Source organism: Nostoc sp., assembly GCF_036917095.1.
In the GTDB taxonomy this organism is placed as follows: domain Bacteria; phylum Cyanobacteriota; class Cyanobacteriia; order Cyanobacteriales; family Nostocaceae; genus Nostoc.
Window position 1 is genome coordinate 455,931 of the sequence record NZ_JBALFH010000044.1, and the last position, 21,854, is coordinate 477,784.

Sequence of the window (21,854 nt, forward strand, 5' to 3'; positions counted from 1 at the left end):
TAGCTAATACTTCAGAATTAACCGTTGATAGCAGGAGCAGTCATTGCTACAGGTCTAACTTCACCAGCAGCTAAGTCTAGGGGGAAGTTGTGAGCGTTACGCTCGTGCATTACTTCCATACCCAAGTTAGCGCGGTTGATTACGTCTGCCCAGGTGCTGATGACGCGACCTTGGGAGTCAATTACTGATTGGTTGAAGTTGAAACCGTTCAGGTTGAATGCCATCGTGCTGATACCCAAAGCGGTGAACCAGATACCGACGACAGGCCAAGCTGCGAGGAAGAAGTGCAGCGAACGGCTGTTGTTGAAGGAAGCATATTGGAAGATTAGACGACCGAAGTAGCCGTGGGCTGCAACGATGTTGTAGGTTTCTTCTTCTTGACCGAACTTGTAACCGTAGTTAAGAGATTCGGTTTCGGTGGTTTCACGCACCAAGGAAGAGGTAACCAAGGAACCGTGCATTGCAGAGAACAAGGAACCGCCGAATACACCAGCCACACCTAACATGTGGAAGGGGTGCATCAAGATGTTATGTTCTGCTTGGAACACAATCATGAAGTTGAAGGTTCCAGAGATACCCAAAGGCATACCATCAGAGAATGAACCTTGACCGATTGGGTAGATCAAGAATACTGCGGTAGCGGAAGCCAAAGGTGCGCTGTAAGCTACGCAAATCCAAGGACGCATTCCTAAGCGGTAAGAAAGTTCCCACTGACGACCAAGGTAGGCAGCGCAACCGATCAAGAAGTGGAAAACTACCAATTGGTAAGGACCGCCATTGTACAACCACTCATCTAAGGAAGCAGCTTCCCAGATTGGGTAGAAGTGCAAACCGATGGCGTTTGAAGAAGGAACAACTGCACCAGAAATGATGTTGTTTCCGTAGATCAAAGAACCTGCAACTGGTTCACGAATACCATCGATATCTACTGGAGGAGCAGCAATGAAGGCAATTACGAAGCAGGTGGTTGCAGCTAGTAGGGTAGGAATCATCAAAACGCCGAACCATCCGATGTATATACGGTTGTCGGTGCTGGTGATCCACTCGCAAAAGCGATCCCATACGTTAGCGTCAGAGCGCCGTTGTAAGGTTGTGGTCATTGTTTTATAAGTGCAATGGGTTGTTAAATATGGAACAAGCAAATTTATTTTGCCTGCTGAAATATAGTCTACATGAATTTACTTGGACGCAATCTGCGACTTAATATTCTGTAATAAAATTGTTTAACAAGCTCATAGAACTGTAAAGTTTTCCTACTATAAACAATAGTGATACAAGCTAATGATTTCAAGCTTTATAAGCCACTTCAAGACCAAACTAGCTATCAGTTTCAATGACGCGATCGCCTAGTTAGCTTACTTTACACTTCTTTACAATTAGCCTGTGGGAAAAATTTTATTTCTTGCTGATTTGTAACGAGATAATAAGTTCTATATTGTCTGATGTTTCAGTTAAAAATCAAAGTAGATGTAGGGCAAACTGCCTTCAGGAGCTAATAACCAAACAGCGTAAAAACATAGAGGTACGAAGACAAGTTTAAGAGGCCAGTTAAACTCTAACTTCAGTATCCGGTTGAATGCATAGACTACAGCCATCAGGGCAGCTACAGCTAGAAGTACCCAAGTGAGTTGGGATTGGCTCATATTTAAGGCTTCTACATAGACCTTTTCAGCAAACTGGGCGTCAGCAGGATAACCCCAAAGATGGCGAATTACCAAAGAAGAGTCTTGCAGGTTAGGTAGACGGAACCAAATCCAAGAGGTAAAAACCATCAGTTGGGTCAAAAACCAAGCTACAAAGATACCCAGAGGATTTTGCCAGAATTGTTCTAGATTTTCAAAGCGATCGCTCATAGCATCTGTAAGTCGATGAACCACCAAGGCTAACCCGTGGAATATCCCCCAAACTACATAACCCAAAGCAGATCCATGCCAGATACCAGCGATTACCATCACAATAAATAAATTCCAGCAGGTACGGACTAAACCGCGACGGGAACCACCTAAAGGAAAGTAGACATAGTTACGTAGCCAATCTCCTAAAGTCATGTGCCAGCGCCGCCAAAATTGTGAAATATTGGTGCTGAAATAGGGAAAGTCAAAATTCTCAGGTAGAACCAAGCCGAAAAGCATAGCAGTACCACGGGCAATGTCTACATAACCATTGAAATCTAGATATAACTGTAAGCCGTAGGCGAATGTCGCTAGCCAGAGATCGGTACTACCCGCCCGTTGGAGATTACCAAAACATAAATCGACGAAAATTCCCAGGTGGTCTGCAAAAATACCTTTTTTGACTGCGCCCCTAGCAATCAACCACAGCGCCTCAGCTACTTTATCGCTACTTGGTAACTCTAGTGTATTGAATTGATTTGCTAAGTTGTGGTAGCGCGTAATCGGGCCTGAAATTAGTTTAGCAAAGAATAATTTGTATGTGGCAAATTTGAGAAACCGATCGGAAGCAGGGGCACCACGATAGACATCTATTAAATAGGCAATGCATTCAAAGGTAAAAAAGGAAATTCCTAAGGGTGCAATTAATTTAAAAGAGCTATCTGATGAGTTTGTTTGCACATGAAAAACAAATTTGAATAAAGGAGTAAAATACTTAAAAGCTAATAACAGTAAAATATTTAAAATTATACCTAACCACAAAACTTTTAAACGACGACGATTCCAGTCACCTTGGGCAAATTGCCACTCTTCATTAGAAATTTGCCAGTCAAGAGAATGTTTTCCTGGCGATGTGTTGTTACCAATCTCCAGCCCGAGACGGAAATTAATAAATGTTAATGCCAATAGTAATGGTATGTACTGGATGTGCAGAGATGCATAGAAAACTAAACTGGCAATTAGCAGCGTCCATAATCGCAATTTCTGTTGTGCTAAAGACCAGTAAATTCCTAATACACTCAACAAGAACAGTCCATAGAAAATTGATATAAAGTTCATTTTTTAGTCATTACTTATTTGTTATTAGTCATCAATGATGGGGCATTGGAAAGACGCAGAGGAACGAGATGCCCTTAGCAGAAAAGAAAACTCTTTTCCCTTGCCCCCTGCCCCCTGCTCCCTGCCCCCTGCCCCCTGCTCCCTGCTCCCTGCTCCCTGCTCCCTGCCCCCTTGCTTCTTCCCCATTCCCCAATCTCCTACTTCACTGGCCAAGGAATCATGGGGTCATTAGCCAGCTTTTTGGAGACTTCGTATGCTCCAAAGCGGTTGAGGTGGCTGGGGTCAGAAAAGTAGTCATTTACTTTTAGCCACTGTTGACTCAAATCACGATAAATAAAGTTGGGATTAGTAGCCAAACGCAACATATATTGCTGAAATTCTTGCTCATATTGTCTACGCACTGGATCTAAATAATCTCCTGTTAGAGGCATGTTGACAAACACTAAGGAGATTTTCTGAGACTGGGTAAACTGAAGCACTTCTTGTAAGGCAGCATCCTGCTGTCCTTCTACTTGGAAAGATTTATAGTCGTTGTCGTAATTTCCGGGAACTCTAGAATGTTTTTGATAGTATCTAGCGGGATTAAAGCGAATAGATAAAGGTAGAAAGCCATCAAAGTCAACTGCTTGCTGGGAAGTACTTTCATCTGAAGTACCGTCTGTTAACTGTTTTTGCGATGCCACTGTCTGATTGCCACCAAGTGTTAACAGTTGTTTTTGCAGTAAACTTTTAATTTGGTCGCGATTTTGATAGCTACCAGAAACAGATGCTAGAGCTTGATTTAACGACTGATCGATGGCTTGATAGGTACTAATCTCCGGTTTTTCTTCTTCTGTCTTTTTTTCTGCCGAATTTACCGCATTTTCGGGTAAATCATTGCTGTTTGCAGTTGTTGATGTTTTTTGGAATGCTTGTTTATAACCAGCTGATGCAGCGAGCGATTTAAAGGTAATATCCTCGCGTCCACCGTTGAAAGCACGCGCACCATCTGCCCAGATGATTATTTTGGGTAGTTCTGATGGTTCCAGTACGTGGCGAATCACAAAGTCTACAACTTGGGCGGTAGCACCGTTGATCCCAAAGTTAAACACGTCAATATTTGGATAGCCCTGAGTCGCTAAAGCTTTAGAAAGTGCTGCCGGATCTACTCCCCTCAGAGCGCGGGAGGAGCCAATAATCAACACATCAGGGGGAGTCCCAGTTCTAGCTAAACGCTGTTTATACAGTGCTAATTGCTCGTCTAACTGCCTGACATTGAAACTTGGTAGCTGCGATCGCGCTGCTAAAAGAATAGCTGTTGCGGTGGCTTTTTCTTTCAGTGGGGCGGCTGCCAAATTATTTGTCGGCGTTTCATCACTTTGGGTAAATTCCGAGGCATTAAATACAGAACTTTGATTGGGAGGAGATTTTGTCTTGGAAGTGCTGGTAAAAAATGTCGTTTTCTGACTCTGATTTTTACCTGATGTCAAAGATGCCTTGTGCCCAGAAGATGATGATGGGAGCGAGACACTAGCGACTTTTGGCGGCGGCGTAGAAAGTGCAATAATTCGACCCAATACCCAATCAGTTTGGAGGGTGAGTAATAATCCCAGTGTTCCCCAAACTAGAGCAATTTTAAATCCTTGAGCATCAAGGTCATGTTCTGCTGGCTGCTGGCTTTCGGTAAATAGCTGACTTTTCAACAGGAATTTTTTCGCTGTTGAACTCGCCGTTGCCATCCAATCTCGCGCTACTTCGGTTACAAAACTTTGAACTTCTTCTGTCGTTAAGTCGGGGCGCAAAATTGGCTCACTAGTCTCAGAGGTTACCAGATCGTTAACGTATTTAGAAGTAGCAGCAAATTCTGGGGTTGCTTCTGGTACTAAACGCTGGCGATGTTGGAAATCAACGCCATAATGCCAAAAAGGTTCTTTATTCCCAGCACGGCGACCGTAGACACGTATTCCCATAATACCGGGAATTTTTAACTGGCGGATAAACTGCGTAATTTTACTTGCCACTTGTTGACGCCCTGGACAAAGAGGTGCATCACACATGATGTGCAATAAATCATTTTTGTTCAGCAGCAGTACGCGAACTCCACCTGTCAACAGACGCCAATCCAGGTCAGGATTGAGTAAACGCTCCAGTAAAAATACGATCGCTGGTTCATCGCCAGTACTTGCCAAATCTAGCGGTGATGTGGCAAAGGCGGGATATTTCGCAGCGGGTAAAGCCAGCCAATCAATCCAAGTGGGTTGCTCGCCTGCTTTTTGTCCGTATACGGTGGCGGCGAGAATGCCTTGAGGAGCGATCGCTTCTAGCTGGGGTAAAATCGCCTCTAAACACACTACTTTGTCTGGGATTGGGGCAGTTCCCAAGGGATCGAAAGCTGGGATACAAAAGATATGTAGCGTTGATTCTTTCAGAGAAACTTGGACACCAACTTTTAATCCTGACAATACCTCAGTTAATAATCGGGCGATCGCTTGTACATCTCCCCAACGCGCCCACTCCTTCAGCATTACCTCTGGTGGCGTCAAATCCACTCGCAGCAGCCAATCAGGCGCAGTTTCGCCGCTCACCTGGGAAACAATTACTGCATCTTGGTAGCCGGAAAGTTTGAGAGAACGCAACTTTTGTGCTATTGGTTCGGCAAGCAACGACGCATCAGGGCTATAGCTAGACTGGCAAAATATCCACAGGCGATTTTCTTCCGGCTGAGAGTTCTTTGGCTTATGTAGCTTAATCTTTGCCTGTATCGATACCCCTAAAGTACTCAGAGTTTCACTGAGATATCGAGCAATGGCTTCTGGGTTACCTTGGCGTGCCAAACTCTCGTTAGAGACAATCAGCGCCCCACCCGATTGTTTTAATTTTTCCGAGTCTGCTAGCAAGGCTTGCTCCACCTGCTCCAGATGCTTATCTATTTGATTTAAGTAAACCCGATGGCACCATTTGGGGCGCTGTTCCCCTTTTCTTCGGCCATAGACAAATACTTGATATATTGAGGGTTGTTCGTTGCTTGTGAGGATATCTACATCTGTTTGCTGTAGTGCATGTAGCAAGTCAGACAAAGTGCGCCAACGCTGCGGACACTCTGTACCTTCACAAAGAATATGAAGGTCATTTCCCCGCAACCTGACTTTCACTCCGAAAGTGTTGATCCCTGTGGCTTGGCTTACCCATTGCACTAAGGATTGCTGGCGATCTGGTAATACTGTTTTCATGGGAAGTTAACTTTACAGGAAGCGATTGTTGGGGGATAGTGCCTGCACTTGTAAACTAGAACCATAGGTCTATCACACTCTGACGTTTTTTTTTAACAATTTTGTTACCTTCGTAGCTCACAAAATCGGCCAAGATAGTCTTGTACAGGTTGCAAGTCTGACTAATGTTGAGTTTTGCGTTTATTTTACTAATAGGGAGTCAGAATTAAGAAGTTAGCAGCTAGGAGTCAGAATAATTCTATATGACTGGCTGATGACTTGTCGTTTAAAGCTGGACTCGCGTCCAGTGCGCTGACAGCCCTAATGGGCGAAACAAATAACAAGCTTATCTCATTTAGACTCCATCCCTCGATTGTTGGAGCCATCCTAACTCTTAATTCGTGACTCCTGTACAGACGCGATTAATCGCGTCTCTCCTAATTCCCTAACCAAAAATTAGCAATGCCTCCTGCCAACCAACAGCCCTCGACTAACCCCGCATCCAATCTGGATTTATTTACCATTCCCCAATCGCTCCTTTTACAAATAGGTACAGCGTCTATATTACTGCTGCTCATTAGCGGAAAAACCACAGTAAGAGCACTAGAAGCGATAGGGGAAGCGAGTGAAGAATTATTTCGAGGCGATCGCCTACCCAACCTAGACTTCCCAGACGAACACGAAATCAATCAAGATGAGAAGATATACACCAAATAATTATTTGCTCAGGATCAACCCAGTGAGCATTAAGTGCAAAACCTAGAACCGTAAACAGTAATTAGCTTTACAACAATAGAGAATATGGGTTCCCTTTTATACTCTTCGTCTCAAACTGCTGATATATACCCGGTGTCGGAATTATTTTTGCGTCATCGTCTCCAGGTAGTGGAAGAATTGTGGGAGTCAGTTCTCCGGCAAGAATGCGGTCAAAACATGGTAGATTTGTTGCGCCAGTTGCGCGATTTATGTTCGCCAGAAGGACAAGCAACAAATGACCAAGCATCTTCAGCCGTCAAATTAATTGAACAATTAAATATCAACGAAGCAATCCGCGCGGCTCGTGCTTTCGCTCTGTATTTTCAGTTGATTAATATCATAGAGCAGGAATACGAACAACGGCAGCAATTGAGTCGCTATGAAGCAGAAAGCGAGGAAACAGAGCCGGAAAGACCAGCCAATGTCAACTATTCCTCTAATCAAAGAGAAGATGATGCGCCTGTTAGCAAGGGACTAGCAGCAGAGTTACTGAGAAAGAGTTATCTAGAAAAGGCGCAAGTCAAACCCAAAGGTACTTTTGCTGCCTTATTTCCCTATTTATTCAAACTGAATGTACCACCCCAGCAAATTCAACGTCTAATTGCACATCTGGATGTCCGCTTAGTTTTCACAGCGCACCCGACGGAAATTGTTCGCCATACTATCCGCGATAAGCAGCGACAAGTGGTACAACTTTTGCAAAAGTTGGATGCCTTAGAAAACCATTCTGGGACTACACCAGGAGCATATCCTTGGGAAGCAGCAGATGTCCGCGAACAATTGCTCGAAGAAATTCGCCTCTGGTGGCGCACAGACGAACTTCACCAGTTCAAACCCACGGTGCTAGATGAAGTAGATTATGCTTTGCACTACTTCCAAGAAGTTTTATTTGATGGCATTCCCCAACTTTATAAACGTTTCAAACACACCCTATCCAATACCTTTCCTTGGCTAGAACCACCGAGTAAAAACTTTTGCTCCTTCGGTTCCTGGGTAGGCTCAGATAGAGATGGGAACCCATCAGTCACACCCGAAATCACCTGGCAGACAGCTTGCTATCAGCGCAAAATGGTGCTAGGGAGATATATTCAGTCAGTGAAAAATCTGATTGAATTGCTGAGTGTGTCGATGCACTGGAGTGATGTGTTACCAGATTTGCTGGAATCTCTAGAGTTGGATCAGTCGCAGTTGAGTGAGGTATACGACGCACTGGCGCTGCGTTATCGGCAAGAACCATATCGGCTCAAACTGGCTTATGTGCTGAAACGGCTAGAAAATACTCGCGATCGCAATCTAGCTTTGTACAATCGGGAAACGCCAAAAAATCAAGATAGCCCCCTGTATCTTTCGGGAGACGATTTTTTAGCAGAACTGCGGATGATTCAGCGCAACTTGACAGAAACAGGTTTAAGCTGTCGAGAATTAGAAAATCTGATTTGTCAGGTAGAAATTTTTGGTTTTAACTTGACACAGCTAGATATCCGCCAAGAATCATCCCGCCACGCCGATGCACTCAATGAAATACTCGAATACCTGCAAATATTACCTCAACCTTACAACGAACTCTCTGAGGAGCAACGAGTCGCTTGGCTAACAGGAGAACTGCAAACCCGTCGGCCGTTAATTCCGGCAGAATTGCCATTTTCCGAAAAAACCAACGATGTAATTGAAACCTTCCGCATCGTGCGATCGCTACAACAAGAATTTGGTCTCAACATCTGCGAAACTTACATTATCAGCATGTGCCGCGACGTAAGCGACGTGCTGGAAGTACTGCTGTTAGCCAAAGAAGCCAGACTTTTTGACCCCGCCATTGCTGTCGGAACAATTCAAGTTGTCCCCCTATTTGAAACAGTAGAAGACTTACAACGCTCCAGAAGCGTCATGCGGAAACTGTTTGAACTCCCCTTATATCGCGCTTTGTTAGCCGGCGGCTACGAACATAGAAAAGCAGAGAGTGTTGTGGATGAAAACTCATCCCCCCCTGCCCCCCCTGCTCCCCCTGCCCTTTCCTCCCCCCTCCCCCGTAACTTACAAGAAGTAATGTTGGGGTATTCTGACAGCAACAAAGACTCTGGTTTTTTAAGCAGCAACTGGGAAATTCATAAAGCCCAAAAATCACTGCAACAAATAGCAGAAAACTACGATCTAAATTTGCGGATTTTCCACGGACGCGGCGGTTCTGTAGGACGGGGTGGCGGCCCTGCTTACGAGGCGATTTTGGCTCAACCGGGTCATAGTATCAATGGGCGAATCAAGATTACCGAACAAGGAGAAGTTTTGGCTTCTAAATACTCCTTGTTGGACTTGGCATTGTACCACATGGAAACCATCACCACAGCAGTGATTCAAGCTAGCCTGCTGCGGACAGGGTTTGATGATATTGAACCCTGGAATGAGATTATGGAAGAATTAGCGGCGCGATCGCGTCAACATTATCGCGCTCTAATCTACGAACAGCCTGATTTTGTTGACTTCTTCCACGAAGTAACCCCCATTGAAGAAATTAGCCAACTGCAAATTAGTTCTCGTCCAGCCCGGCGTCCATCTGGTAAGAAAGATTTAAGCAGTTTGCGAGCTATTCCTTGGGTATTTAGCTGGACACAAAGCCGCTTTTTGCTGCCTTCGTGGTACGGCGTTGGCACAGCTGTACAAGAATTCTTGAACGAAGAACCAGAAGAACACTTAAAATTGCTGCGCTATTTTTACGTTAAGTGGCCCTTTTTCAAAATGGTGATTTCTAAGGCCGAGATGACCTTGGCAAAAGTAGACATGCAAATGGCACATCACTATGTCCAGGAATTGTCAAAACCAGAAGATCGAGTTCGTTTTGCCAAGGTTTTTGACCAAATTGCCAGCGAGTTCTACCTCACAAGGGATTTGGTGTTAAAAATCACCGATCACAATCGACTGTTAGATGGCGATCCTGTCTTGCAACGATCTGTGCAGTTACGCAATGGCACCATTGTCCCCTTGGGATTTATCCAAGTTTCACTACTCAAGCGTCTACGGCAGTCCCTAAATAGTAATGCTACTTCTGGAGTCATCCATTCTCGTTACAGCAAAGGCGAGTTACTGCGAGGGGCATTGTTAACTATTAATGGTATTGCAGCCGGGATGAGAAATACAGGTTGATTGAGAATGGGGAGTGGGGAATGGGGGATGAGGGAGCAGAGGAGGCAAGGGAAGAATTTTTAACTCTTGACTAATGACTAATGACTAATGACTAATGACTAATGACTAATGACTAATGACTAATGACTAATGACAAAAAATAGAATTTTAATTTGCACTTTTTTGGCGCTATCAGCAGGTTTTTTTGGTGGTTACACCAGTGGGCAAATTACCATGATGCTGCATAGCCAAAAGTGTCAAAATCAACCTTGGGGTTTAAAGGAGATGTGCAACGCTTGGATTACACCAGGAGCAGTATGGCAAGGTAGCACAACAGGGCTATGGACAGGTAGTATCTTAGGCGCGTTTGTTGGCGGTTTGGTGACGCGACAAGCTCGTGATTAATCTGTTGACTACCTAATCAAATGTGATTAACTGAATCGTGTTGCCCTACGATTGGGTATCAAAAGTATTATGAATTGGGAAATTGTTCTCGCTAGTTTTGCTAGCTCTTTAATTGAATTAGTCGAGATTCTCGGTATAGTCCTCGTTGTCGGCAGGTTGGCAGGTTGGCGTAATGCCCTTGGTTGGTTCAGGCGGTGGCATTGCTTTAACGTTACTGCTATCTCTGATCTTAGGAAAAAGTCTGACGCTGATCCCTGTAGATATTCTCAGAATTGTGGCGGGAGTTTTACTGCTACTTTTTGGGCAAAAGTGGACGCGTTCTATAGTTAGGTATTATGCCGGTCTTCCCAAAAAGCGTAAAGGTGGCGGGGAAGATAGCCTGGAAAAGCAACTAGCAAAAGATGAGAATCAATCTGGCTGGAACTGGTTTGCTGTTGTCACCACCTTTAAGGGTGCGTTGTTGGATAGTATAGAAGTAGCGATCGCAGTTGTAACTCTGGGTGCTGCCGAAAGTGAATGGCTAGAAGCAATTAGTGGCGCTGGTTTTGCGGCATTTAGTTTAATTGTGTTTGCCTTATTATTCAGAACGCCACTCCAGCAAGTACCAGTCAAACCAATGAAATTTGTGGCGGCAATGCTGCTGATGGGATTTGGTGTTTATTGGCTGGGTGCAGGATTGAATGTGGAATGGCCTGGTGGTCACTGGGCTATTATTTGGTTGCCTTTAGCTTGGGGTGTGGGTATGGCGATCGCCTCGGCAATTTGGCGCTGGCGAGTTAGTTTACAAAAAACAGAGGAAGCGATCGGTTAAGTGACAAAACGTTTGAGTTAATAACCCAAGCGTTTTGTTTTGTAAATTTCTCACGCCAAGACAGAAGGAATTGCAATTAATCATCGCTAGCAAAAAAGTCAGTAGGCGGGTTTGGTGTCAACAAGGCTGGTAAAATCTACCCATAGCGAAGAAGAGTAAATCACCATGCCTACCGAAACTAACCCAGGAAATCAAACCACCACAGGTGCTGATGCTATTGATGAAGCGATCGCACAGGGAATTGATTTTGATGGTTCTCCCATTCCACCTGCCAAGCTAGAACTTTATGGTAAAGTTATGGCGCTAGAAGGCAATAGACAGCGCAGTGGCGTATCTAATACTATGCGATCGCGCATTGTGCGAATTGGTGCAAAACATATTCCCCAAGCAGAACTCGATCAATTACTTGTAGATGCCGGTTTCGCGCCCCTAAAAGAAAAAGAAATTGCCTTTTTTTATAGTGGTAAATAATTGTTAATGTTTTACAACAGTTTTCATTTATTTTAACCAAATATGTTGTAGGGGCACAGCAATACTGTGCCCTCAATTGTTTACCTCAAACATCCCAAATTGCCATCGGTATTTTGATTTCTTTAGTTCTTTCCCGATCGGGTTGAAAAGTGTATCTTCAGCAAGATTTTGTCAGATATTCCTTGTGTTTGAATTGGCAGATGGCTATATGTACTTAAGTAATAGCTGATAGACTTGGAGAACACATGTCAGGAACTACGTCAAATTCAGAAATGCAATACCGAGTCCTCGGCAGTACAGGAGAGAAAGTTTCTGCGATCGGATTGGGTGGTTGGCACATCGCCTTAAAGCACGTTGATGAAGAACTGGGTATCCGCATTGTCAGAACAGCCATCGATCGCGGCATCACCTTTATGGATAACAGTTGGGATTACAACGGTGGAGTCAGCGAGATTCGCATGGGAAAAGCGCTGCGCGATGGCTATCGAGACAAAGTATTCCTGATGACGAAAATCGATGGTCGCTCTAAAAAAGCAGCAGCAAAACAGCTAGACGAATCACTCCAACGCCTGCAAGTTGATTGCATCGATCTCGTTCAGCACCACGAAATCCTTCGGCATGAAGACCCACATCGAGTTTTTGATCGAGAAGGGGCGAATGCAGCCTTCATTGAGGCGCAAGAAGCTGGCAAACTCCGATATATTGGTTTCACCGGGCACAAAGACCCCTATGTTCATCTGCACATGCTAGAAGTTGCAGCCACTAACGGGTTTAAATTTGATACAGCGCAGATGCCGCTCAATGTGATGGATGCCCACTATCGGAGTTTTGCAAAGCTGGTTGTGCCAGAACTGGTTAAGCAAAACATCGGCGTTCTGGGAATGAAAAGCTTGGCAAACGGTATTCTTTTACGGTCAAAGACTGTAACGCCAATTGAATGTTTACACTATGCTTTGAATCTGCCCACATCGGTTGTAATTACCGGAATCGACAGCATGAAGATTCTAGACCAAGCTTTTGAAGCAGTGCAGACGTTCCAGCCAATGAACGACGAGCAGGTGCGATCGCTTTTAGCAAAAACGGCAGAAGCGGCATCGCGTGGCGAGTTTGAACCTTTTAAAACCTCATCAATTTTCGATAGCACTGCCCAAAATCCAGATTGGCTAGGAGAGGAGCCACAGCGCCTCCAGCAATTGATGTCAGCGTAATGGTTTTTTAGTGTTGTATCTAGAGTAAGTTTACATGATGATACAACACTAAAAAATTTTGTAGTTTAGTATGCGATCGCAAGTTAATTAACTGAACAGCGATCGCTGATTTTTTTCTAAGTGCGATGTTTAACCACAAGCCGCTACGCGTCTAAGCTCATGTCTAAAATCTGTAAACTTTTGAATTCGATCCTTAATTACTAGCAAAAAAATCTTTACTCAAAATTCAATCTATCAAAATAGTGAATTCGTTTAATAACTAATGACGCAAGAACTTCTATCTAGGGAACGATATGGCGAACAAACTAAATGAAGTAGAAATAGTATACTAAGTCACATTGAGATTGTATTCTATGAAATTGAATTATGTTACAAAACAGCTTTCTACGGTAAAACGCTGGATGGCTACAACACTGTTTTGTATGTTAGCGATCGCTTTTGTTTGGCAAGGTGCATTTTTATCGAACACTTCAGCAATGGCTGCTCCTACTGCAACCTTGATTGCATCATCAGACGCAGGCGATAAAGTTCAAGAAAAAACCAGTAAAGATGCTGGAAGAGCCAAAAATTTCATCGAAGATACAAAAGATAAAGTTAAGGACGCTGCAAAGAGCAACGCCAGTAAAGTCGATCGAGCAACAGACGATGGTAGTGCTGTTGAGCGCAAAGCAAAGAGAGATGCGGCTACAATTCAAAGAAGAGCAGACGAAGATGCCGCTCGGACTAAAGAAGCAGTAGACAAGACAAAGAATGTTGTTGAACGTACCGTTGATAATATCAAGGATGCTTTTGGTAAATAGCAATCCTATTTGATTTCGTTCAAATCGAAAGAAAGCCTTAGATTCCCGACTATTGTAAAAAGTCGGGAATCTTGCTGTTTATAAATAATTTAGGAAAGTCTAAATTATTACACAGATTAATTTATATTTGTGCTGTGTTCTAATCCGCATATTATTTGCTAGTTATCTCAGAAGTAAGACAAAATTTTATAATTATTAATTTAGAAGGTTTATTTTACTAAAAAAATACTGAGTTTAGTTAAAGTGAGCGATCTAGTTAAGAAATTTCCGCAAACTGCTGCTGGGATATTTGCTTTTTATACGAGCTAAAATCTATTTTTAAGTATCATCACTTATTGACAAAAGTGCTGTGGTTTTAACTAATTGTAATCTTGTTGGAAGAATTGTTAATGAGTAACAAATTTTTCACCATTATCAATTACGAAGTTATACTTTCCGCTACAACTTAGTAACAATGTAAGAGTCTGATTATGTGAACAACCCGGCCGTGGGAAAATCAAAATACCGAAAACCTGAAGTTAGAGAGGAAAACCCTATAATATGCATCTGAGCGAAATCACCCATCCTAATCAGTTGCACGGTTTATCTGTTCGCCAACTACAACAGATTGCCCGTCAGATTCGAGATAAGCATCTCCAAACCGTAGCAGTGAATGGTGGGCACTTAGGGCCAGGGTTGGGTGTTGTCGAATTAACACTAGGACTTTACCAGACACTCGACTTAGATCGGGATAAAGTGATTTGGGATGTAGGACACCAGGCTTATCCCCACAAGCTGCTTACAGGACGCTACGATCGCTTCCACACCCTTAGACAAAAAGACGGAGTTGCAGGTTATCTCAAACTCTGTGAAAACAAGTTTGACCACTTTGGGGCTGGACATGCTTCTACAAGTATTTCAGCAGCATTGGGTATGGCTTTAGCGCGAGACTTGAAAGGAGAAAAATTTAAAGCCGTTGCTGTTATTGGCGATGGGGCGCTGACTGGGGGTATGGCTTTAGAAGCCATCAACCATGCCGGACACATGCCGAAAACTAACCTATTGGTTGTTCTCAACGACAACGACATGTCTATATCTCGCAACGTCGGTGCGATTCCGCGTTATCTGAACAAAATGCGTCTCAGCCAACCGGTGCAATTTATTAAAGATAATCTTGAAGAACAATTTAAGCAAATTCCCTTCGTGGGTGAATCCTTGTCTCCCGAACTCGGACGCATCAAAGAAGGGATGAAACGCTTGGCTGTTCCCAAGGTAGGTGCAGTTTTTGAAGAACTCGGCTTTACCTACATTGGGCCAGTCGATGGGCATAATCTCGAAGAATTGATTGCCACCTTCCAACAAGCACATCAAATACCAGGCCCAGTTTTGGTACATGTAGCAACAGTCAAGGGCAAAGGCTATGAAATTGCCGAACTAGATCAAGTTGGCTACCACGCCCAAAGCCCCTTTAACGTAGCAACTGGCAAAGCCATTCCTTCCAGCAAACCCAAACCCCCAGCTTATGCCAAAGTCTTTTCTCACACTCTGGTAAAACTTGCCGAACAAAACCCGAAAATCGTCGGGATTACTGCGGCGATGGCAACAGGGACAGGTTTAGATAAACTTCAAGCAAAACTGCCCAATCAATATATTGATGTCGGCATCGCTGAACAACACGCAATCACCCTAGCAGCAGGACTTGCAACTCAAGGGATGCGCCCCGTAGCTGCCATTTATTCTACTTTCCTGCAACGCGCTTATGACCAGATAATTCACGATGTCTGCATCCAAAATCTGCCAGTATTTTTCTGCTTAGATAGGGCAGGAATTGTTGGATCTGATGGGCCCACCCACCAAGGTATGTATGACATTGCCTATCTGCGTTGCATTCCCAACATAGCAATAATGGCACCCAAAGACGAAGCAGAACTTCAACGTATGGTAGTAACTGGTGTTAACCATACGAGTGGGCCGATCGCTATGCGCTACCCTCGTGGCAATGGCTACGGCGTCCCATTGATGGAGGAAGGTTGGGAACCGTTAGAAATTGGCAAAGGCGAAATTCTCCGCACTGGCGATGACGTGTTAATCGTTGCCTATGGGACAATGGTCTATCCAGGGATGCAAGCTGCTGAAATTCTCAGCGAACACGGCATTGAAGCAACTGTAATTAATGCCCGTTTTGTTAAGCCTTTGGATACCGAGTTGATTTTGCCTTTAGCTGAGAAAATCGGCCGCGTCATCACCTTGGAGGAAGGCTGTGTGATGGGTGGGTTTGGTAGTGCGATCGCTGAAGCTTTACTAGATGCAGATATTCTCGTTCCTGTGAAGCGATTCGGTGTGCCAGATGTGTTAGTAGATCATGCTGAACCCAATGAATCTAAGACAGAACTAGGTTTAACTAGCCATCAAATAGCAGAGAGAGTGTTGCAAGCTTTTTTTAAGCAGCAAGTATCTGCTGTGGTTTAGTTAATCCTTTGTAAAATGAATCGCCCACACTTGAGTAAATGCAATTTACTTCTTTGGTAGTGGGCGATCGCTATATCCCTCTCCTAAGAAGAGGGATATCAAATTTAGGAAAACTTTTCTACTTAACTACCTTCACCAATCGCAATAAAATTAAAAGGGGACTCACTCAACGCTTGTAAACGCAGTTCGCGGTAAGCGGTTACATCTTGCAAGTTTAAAAATTGGATTTTCATGTTATCTGTATTCGCAAGTGGTAGTTGTTAGAAATCATTTTTTCAGCGTCCAGCTCGCAGGGTAAAAGCATCTCAATCAGCCTTGACACAAGGAATTAGAATAATCTATTCTATTGCCAACGAAACAACAACTAAGAACCTGAATCATATTTATATAAGAATCATATTTAAAAAGTTAGATATATAAGGTTTCTTTGTATAAAGAGTGAGCGCTCTCTTTTCTCTCTGCACTTGCCCGCAGATAATCTCACACGCGATCGCAAGCATATCTCAATTCATCTAACTTAAAAATCTGTTCTAAATCCAGAGGATGACTGTCTTCTGCTCGCTTGCTGAGACAAGTGTCTCAACAACTTAGCTTTTGGAGAAAAATCAAAAGAAACGGCACTTGGATTTTATTTTTCGGATCTCCCTTAGTAATGGTTAAGATCCGCTCATTTTGCATTTTGGGTAGTTATTTACATTCTACCTAAGAGTGATTTTTTGGTGGATTAATATGATTTTTAATCATAATTATTGTTATATATATTTCTTACGGAATAGAGAATTTTAACTTTGTTATCTTTACAATCAATGTGTAACTGGTAACAAAGTAGATAAGTGATATCGCATCAGCAAGCTGGCACTTATTTAACGTTACTTTCATCCTCATTTTGTGAGGATGTCAAGTTATTATCATGTCATTTTTTTCTAAGTTACATAAATAAAGTGAGGTTTTGATGATTACAAATCTAGTTCCTGAGCGCAAAACATCGGAAGAAGAACGTTTTCAAGACGACTATTATTCTTATTTTGAAGCACCGGAAAATACTACACGATATACACCCGCAGCTTCTTTTCTGGATAACGTGTTTAAAGATGAATCATTCTCTTTGTTAGATTTAGGATGCGGTAACGGAGCTTTAAGCAAATATCTACCCGATCGATGTGACTACCTTGGAATCGATCACAGTGATTCTGCTATTGAATACTGTTTAAAAGCTTACCCTAATAGAAAGTTCATTACTAATGATTTATCAGATTTTTTGTCTCAACTTGCTGATAAAAATCAAAAATTTGATGCAGTTGTGTTAGCAGGTTTGTTATTTCACAGCGTTAACAAAGAAACTGAAGAAAAAAAAGACGACCAAGAAATTATTCAATTCTGTGTAGATAAAATAATAAGTCAAAGAGGATATCTTGTCATTATTGTGCCTTTTTGCTATGGAGATCATCCGTCTCACACTCTGTTCGTTAGAGCAGAATGGCTGCAAAAGTCAGTAGAAAAAATGGTAGAAAGTGCTAATGCAAAAATTGTTCACGAGAATATATCTCTCCAAATAGGTTTGCATGAAAAAGTTCGACAGCAGAAGGCAATTCCTGACTGGTTTATTCCCGACAGCAATACTGATTATTCCAGTATCTTTGTTGGAACATATATGGCAAGCTTAACATTTATCGCCTCACTTTAAGTTTTTGAGTTTCCTTGAACCTATTGTCTTTGTTAAGGCAAAATTTAGGGAATAAAGTTGTTTATTTACCCATTTGAAGTTAAAAACTTCTTAAACCAAAGAAATAGAAATAACCTCATTTTCTATTTCTTTCCTATAATCAATAATTAATTGACAAATATTTTTAGTCAGAAATGTTTGTCCGCTAGGTGAATTAACTGTAGGACTGCCACCGATTTGGTATCTATAATCGGTCATTTATATCCCACATTCCGCACTTCATAGCGTCAACATATGCGAAAGTGCAAAAAGACGTAGGGACACTGGGTTAAAAAGTAGAAATAAGAACACAGAATACTAAATTTGCATAAACGTCTTCTCAGCAAGAATTGTACTTGATAAAGTAACTATCCGGGCAGCAAAATCATAAAAAGCTAGAAATAGTGAATTGAATGGTTTTTAAAATGAAATCATCAGGGTATATTAAAGTAAAAAATATTGCCTATCCACTAATTAGCTTTTTTTATGACACTTTCCTCAAACCAAGTTTATCCCGTTATTTGGCACAACGACTCAGTGTCACTAATTGACCAAACGCGCTTACCCAACGAATATACATTTGTGGAAATTCACCGCAGTGAAGATATGGCGCGGGCGATTAAAACTATGATTGTCCGAGGTGCGCCAGCAATTGGTGTGGCTGCGGCTTATGGAATGTATCTTGGTGCAAGGGAAATTAAGACTAGCGATCGCACCGAATTTTTGCAACACTTAGATAAAGTAGCCCAGTTGTTGCGTTCTACTCGTCCGACGGCGGTAAATTTATTTTGGGCAATTAGTCGGATGCTGAAAGCCGCTTATGAAACTCTGGGAACAGTAGAAGAAATCAAGCAAACCCTTTTCCAAACAGCCCAAGCGATTAATACTGAAGATTTGCAAACCTGTCAAGCGATTGGCGACAATGGTTTAGCAGTCTTGCCTACTACCCCAGAAAAGCTGACGCTACTTACTCACTGTAACGCTGGGGCATTAGCTACTGCTGGTTATGGCACAGCCTTGGGGGTTGTGCGTTCTGCTTGGAGAGAAGGACGTTTAGAACGTTTATTTGCCGATGAAACTCGTCCTCGTTTGCAAGGTGCAAAACTCACCACTTGGGAATGTGTGCAAGAAGGTATTCCAGTTACATTAATTACTGATAATATGGCAGCCCATTGCATGAAACAGGGTTTGATTCATGCTGTAGTCGTGGGTGCCGATCGCATTGCTGCTAATGGTGACACTGCTAATAAAATTGGTACGTATAGTGTTGCGATCGCAGCTAAAGCACATAATATCCCCTTTTTTGTCGCTGCACCCCTTTCCACCGTTGATTTTGAATTAGCCGATGGTAGCAAAATTCCCATTGAAGAACGCGAACCAACAGAAATCTATCAAGTTGGTGATACTATTCTCACACCTGCGGGTGTAGATTTTTACAACCCAGCTTTTGATGTGACTCCAGCTGAGTTAATTACAGCCATCATTACAGAGAATGGAGCGATCGCACCTGATAAATTAGCTAAATCACAGTTACAGCAATTACCGGTTGGGTTAAATCCGAATTAATGGAGAACTTGCGCCGAGTTCTCGATAACTCTAAATCCGAATGACGGAAACTTTATAGGGGATTGCCCCAAAAAAATCTCCGACTTTTTAGAAAAGCCGGGGACTTTGTTTTTTGACTACTTTAAAATCTGACGCAATACGGTTCGGTTAAGGCAAGAGACGCGATAAATCGCCGTCTCTACAAAGGACTGATTCTTGTAAAGACGGCGATTTATCGCGTCTTTGGGATTAGCCGCGTGTCATCAAAAAACCTTATCTGAACCGTATTGAAATCTGACGGATCAAAATTTATCAGCAATTTTTTCAATAATTTTATCTAAACTTCATATTTGGACTAAATTCAATAAGCAAAATCCGCAATTACTTTCTCAAAATAAGCTTTGACTTTCTCAAATCCCAGTTTCCTTTCTCATTTTGGTGTTTTCCGCAAGTCAAAGAAGCTTTTGCTTTCTCAAAATGCCATTTGACTTACTCAAACCCCAGTTCGCTTTCTGATTTTGGTGTTTTTTGCAAATAAAATGCCATTTCGCTTTTTTAAAATGGTTTATTTATCAGAGGATGTCTGAGAAGTATTAAATATTTGTTGATCCCCTCTAATCGTCCTTAAAAAAGCGTGTATATACAAGTCAAATTACCCCCCTTAATCCCCCCTTATAAAGGGGGGAAACAAGAAATCCAGTTCCCTCCCCTTTACAAGGGGAGGGTTAGGGTGGGGTAATTCGACTTAACCCTAATAAAATTAACCAAAATGCTGAATAATTGCGTCGGCAAATTCAGAACATTTTAAGGGTTCAACTGGCGGTTCCAGCAACCGGGCTAAATCGTAAGTCACTTGACTATTGGCGATCGCATCGCTTAAACCTTTCTTAATTAGGTCTGCGGCTTCTTGCCAACCCATAAATTCCAGCATCATCACACCAGACAAAATCACTGAACCCGGATTAATCCGATCTAAGCCAGCGTGTTTGGGTGCAGTGCCGTGGGTGGCTTCAAATATCGCACTAGAATCACCAATATTTGCTCCTGGCCCCATTCCCAATCCCCCAACAATGGCGGCAGCAGCATCAGACAAATAATCGCCGTTTAAGTTCATCGTCGCCAGAATCGAATACTCATCCGGTCTGGTTTGGATTTGTTGAAAAATACTATCAGCAATCCGGTCATTCACCAAAACTTTCTCTTTCCATTTGCCATCGCCGTGGGTTGCCCAAATTGTGTTAAGAACAGTTTCGACTTCCTTGACAACTTGCGCTTTCTTGTCTGGAGTGAGATTATCAAACCCAGGTTCAATCTGGCGGGCGTTTTCTTCCAAGGAAATATTCGGATTTTTTTCCTTGTTACTCAAAATCCAAGATTCTTGTTCTGTAACAGTTTCTTGGCGAAATTCACTAGTTGCTAGTTCATAACCCCAATCGCGGAAAGCGCCTTCGGTGTACTTCATGATGTTGCCCTTATGCACCAAAGTCACTTGTTGCTTGTTTTTGGGCAATAGCAAAGCGTGTTTGATGGCACGTCTGACTAAGCGCTGGGAACCAGTTTTGCTGATGGGTTTGATGCCAATACCAGAATCAAGAGGAATGCGTTTTTTCCCATGTTCTGGGGTGGCGGGGATCAGTTCTTCATTGAGAATTTTAATTAAGCGATCGCCAATTTCGCTACCTTGTCGCCACTCAATGCCTAAATAAATATCTTCCGTGTTCTCCCGATAAACAATTACATCCAGCTTTTCGGGATTTTTGTGAGGTGAGGGCGTACCTGCATAGTAACGGCAAGGACGCACGCAAGCATACAAGTCAAAAATTTGCCGCAGCGCTACATTTAAAGAACGAATTCCTCCCCCAATGGGAGTAGTCAAAGGCCCTTTAATAGCTACACCATATTCTTCAATTGCTGTTAGAGTATCTTGAGGTAAATACTGATAAGTACCGTATAAATCACAAGCTTCGTCCCCAGCGTAAACCTTAAACCAGCTAATTTGACGCTGACCCTTATATGCTTTGGCTACAGCAGCATCTAACACCTTTTGGGTAGCAGGCCAGATGTCTATACCTGTACCATCGCCGCGAATAAAGGGGATAATTGGATTGTCCGGTACGATTGGTTCACCATTTTTGAAGGTGATTTTTGCTCCGGCTGCGGGGGGGGTAATCTTTTCGTACATCGTTCACACACTCCTAATCGATACGCTGCTATTCAAAAAATCCTTATGTGGCAGGCTTGTATATTTTGCTATGTCTTTTGTTCGCCAAGCCATAAGGCACAGATTTTCCCCCTATTCCCCTTGTACATTATTTGGGGATTAAGTGTGGGATTTCAGTGAAGCGATCGCAATTTTGTACGATCAAAAATAGTAAACTACTTTTCGCTATCAGTGCTTCACTTTAGAGAATGCCCGATAGCTTACCGCTCTTTCACTGACCGTTAACACAAGAAT

14 protein-coding genes are annotated in these 21,854 nt (G+C 42.8%); 10 read left to right on the plus strand and 4 right to left on the minus strand.

The window, feature by feature from the left end:
• Positions 1 to 17: 17 nt before the first annotated feature.
• From psbA to V7L01_RS26550, 3 genes are all read right to left on the minus strand, one after another.
• Entirely contained in the window at positions 18 to 1,100 is a 1,083-nt protein-coding gene (gene psbA, locus V7L01_RS26540) for a photosystem II q(b) protein (RefSeq protein WP_334842041.1), read from the minus strand.
• A 351-nt stretch (positions 1,101 to 1,451) separates the two neighbouring features.
• Complete coding sequence (locus V7L01_RS26545; RefSeq protein WP_335040113.1) at positions 1,452 to 2,951, minus strand: MBOAT family O-acyltransferase; 1,500 nt, start codon at positions 2,949 to 2,951, stop codon at positions 1,452 to 1,454.
• A 197-nt stretch (positions 2,952 to 3,148) separates the two neighbouring features.
• Positions 3,149 to 6,160 (minus strand): DUF1574 domain-containing protein, encoded by a 3,012-nt coding sequence (locus tag V7L01_RS26550; RefSeq protein ID WP_335040115.1) that lies wholly within the window; start codon positions 6,158 to 6,160, stop codon positions 3,149 to 3,151.
• A gap of 441 nt (positions 6,161 to 6,601) precedes the next feature.
• On the opposite strand from V7L01_RS26550, the gene V7L01_RS26555 reads away from it, so the two are divergent.
• From V7L01_RS26555 to mtnA, 10 genes are all read left to right on the plus strand, one after another.
• Complete coding sequence (locus V7L01_RS26555) at positions 6,602 to 6,856, plus strand: hypothetical protein (RefSeq protein WP_335040117.1); 255 nt, start codon at positions 6,602 to 6,604, stop codon at positions 6,854 to 6,856.
• 84 nt (positions 6,857 to 6,940) lie between these two features.
• Complete coding sequence (locus V7L01_RS26560) at positions 6,941 to 10,030, plus strand: phosphoenolpyruvate carboxylase (protein ID WP_335040119.1); 3,090 nt, start codon at positions 6,941 to 6,943, stop codon at positions 10,028 to 10,030.
• 129 nt (positions 10,031 to 10,159) lie between these two features.
• Positions 10,160 to 10,414, plus strand: a complete 255-nt coding sequence (locus tag V7L01_RS26565) for a hypothetical protein (RefSeq protein ID WP_335040121.1) — start codon at positions 10,160 to 10,162, stop codon at positions 10,412 to 10,414.
• 172 nt (positions 10,415 to 10,586) lie between these two features.
• On the plus strand, positions 10,587 to 11,225 hold the full coding sequence (locus tag V7L01_RS26570; protein ID WP_335040123.1) for a COG4280 domain-containing protein: 639 nt from the start codon (positions 10,587 to 10,589) through the stop codon (positions 11,223 to 11,225).
• Positions 11,226 to 11,390: 165 nt separating this feature from the next.
• Positions 11,391 to 11,696 carry a small RNA NsiR4-regulated ssr1528 family protein gene (locus tag V7L01_RS26575; RefSeq protein WP_100898458.1) on the plus strand — a complete coding sequence of 102 codons (306 nt, stop codon included), beginning with the start codon at positions 11,391 to 11,393 and terminating at the stop codon, positions 11,694 to 11,696.
• 245 nt (positions 11,697 to 11,941) lie between these two features.
• A complete protein-coding gene (locus V7L01_RS26580; protein WP_335040126.1) occupies positions 11,942 to 12,904 on the plus strand; it encodes an aldo/keto reductase in 963 nt (320 codons plus the stop codon).
• A 353-nt stretch (positions 12,905 to 13,257) separates the two neighbouring features.
• Positions 13,258 to 13,704 (plus strand): hypothetical protein, encoded by a 447-nt coding sequence (locus V7L01_RS26585; protein WP_335040128.1) that lies wholly within the window; start codon positions 13,258 to 13,260, stop codon positions 13,702 to 13,704.
• Between the two features lie 540 nt (positions 13,705 to 14,244).
• Positions 14,245 to 16,152 (plus strand): 1-deoxy-D-xylulose-5-phosphate synthase, encoded by a 1,908-nt coding sequence (dxs, locus tag V7L01_RS26590; protein ID WP_335040130.1) that lies wholly within the window; start codon positions 14,245 to 14,247, stop codon positions 16,150 to 16,152.
• 952 nt (positions 16,153 to 17,104) lie between these two features.
• The gene (locus V7L01_RS26595; RefSeq protein ID WP_335040132.1) at positions 17,105 to 17,836 is read left to right on the plus strand and encodes a class I SAM-dependent methyltransferase; all 732 of its coding nucleotides are present in this window, start codon (positions 17,105 to 17,107) and stop codon (positions 17,834 to 17,836) included.
• 504 nt (positions 17,837 to 18,340) lie between these two features.
• Positions 18,341 to 19,420 carry an S-methyl-5-thioribose-1-phosphate isomerase gene (mtnA, locus tag V7L01_RS26600; protein WP_335040135.1) on the plus strand — a complete coding sequence of 360 codons (1,080 nt, stop codon included), beginning with the start codon at positions 18,341 to 18,343 and terminating at the stop codon, positions 19,418 to 19,420.
• A gap of 739 nt (positions 19,421 to 20,159) precedes the next feature.
• Here the strand turns inward: mtnA and V7L01_RS26605 are convergent.
• Complete coding sequence (locus tag V7L01_RS26605) at positions 20,160 to 21,581, minus strand: NADP-dependent isocitrate dehydrogenase (protein ID WP_163939025.1); 1,422 nt, start codon at positions 21,579 to 21,581, stop codon at positions 20,160 to 20,162.
• Positions 21,582 to 21,854 lie beyond the last annotated feature (273 nt).

Bases quoted from the DNA above. Each gene is read 5' to 3' on its own strand.
- V7L01_RS26595 (WP_335040132.1), top strand. From the start codon at position 17,105: ATGATTACAAATCTAGTTCCTGAGCGCAAAACATCGGAAGAAGAACGT.
- dxs (WP_335040130.1), top strand. From the start codon at position 14,245: ATGCATCTGAGCGAAATCACCCATCCTAATCAGTTGCACGGTTTATCT.
- V7L01_RS26580 (WP_335040126.1), top strand. From the start codon at position 11,942: ATGTCAGGAACTACGTCAAATTCAGAAATGCAATACCGAGTCCTCGGC.
- V7L01_RS26605 (WP_163939025.1), bottom strand. From the start codon at position 21,581: ATGTACGAAAAGATTACCCCCCCCGCAGCCGGAGCAAAAATCACCTTC.
- V7L01_RS26570 (WP_335040123.1), top strand. From the start codon at position 10,587: ATGCCCTTGGTTGGTTCAGGCGGTGGCATTGCTTTAACGTTACTGCTA.
- psbA (WP_334842041.1), bottom strand. From the start codon at position 1,100: ATGACCACAACCTTACAACGGCGCTCTGACGCTAACGTATGGGATCGC.
- mtnA (WP_335040135.1), top strand. From the start codon at position 18,341: ATGACACTTTCCTCAAACCAAGTTTATCCCGTTATTTGGCACAACGAC.
- V7L01_RS26575 (WP_100898458.1), top strand. From the start codon at position 11,391: ATGCCTACCGAAACTAACCCAGGAAATCAAACCACCACAGGTGCTGAT.
- V7L01_RS26560 (WP_335040119.1), top strand. From the start codon at position 6,941: ATGGGTTCCCTTTTATACTCTTCGTCTCAAACTGCTGATATATACCCG.
- V7L01_RS26545 (WP_335040113.1), bottom strand. From the start codon at position 2,951: ATGAACTTTATATCAATTTTCTATGGACTGTTCTTGTTGAGTGTATTA.
- V7L01_RS26565 (WP_335040121.1), top strand. From the start codon at position 10,160: ATGACAAAAAATAGAATTTTAATTTGCACTTTTTTGGCGCTATCAGCA.
- V7L01_RS26555 (WP_335040117.1), top strand. From the start codon at position 6,602: ATGCCTCCTGCCAACCAACAGCCCTCGACTAACCCCGCATCCAATCTG.
- V7L01_RS26585 (WP_335040128.1), top strand. From the start codon at position 13,258: ATGAAATTGAATTATGTTACAAAACAGCTTTCTACGGTAAAACGCTGG.
- V7L01_RS26550 (WP_335040115.1), bottom strand. From the start codon at position 6,160: ATGAAAACAGTATTACCAGATCGCCAGCAATCCTTAGTGCAATGGGTA.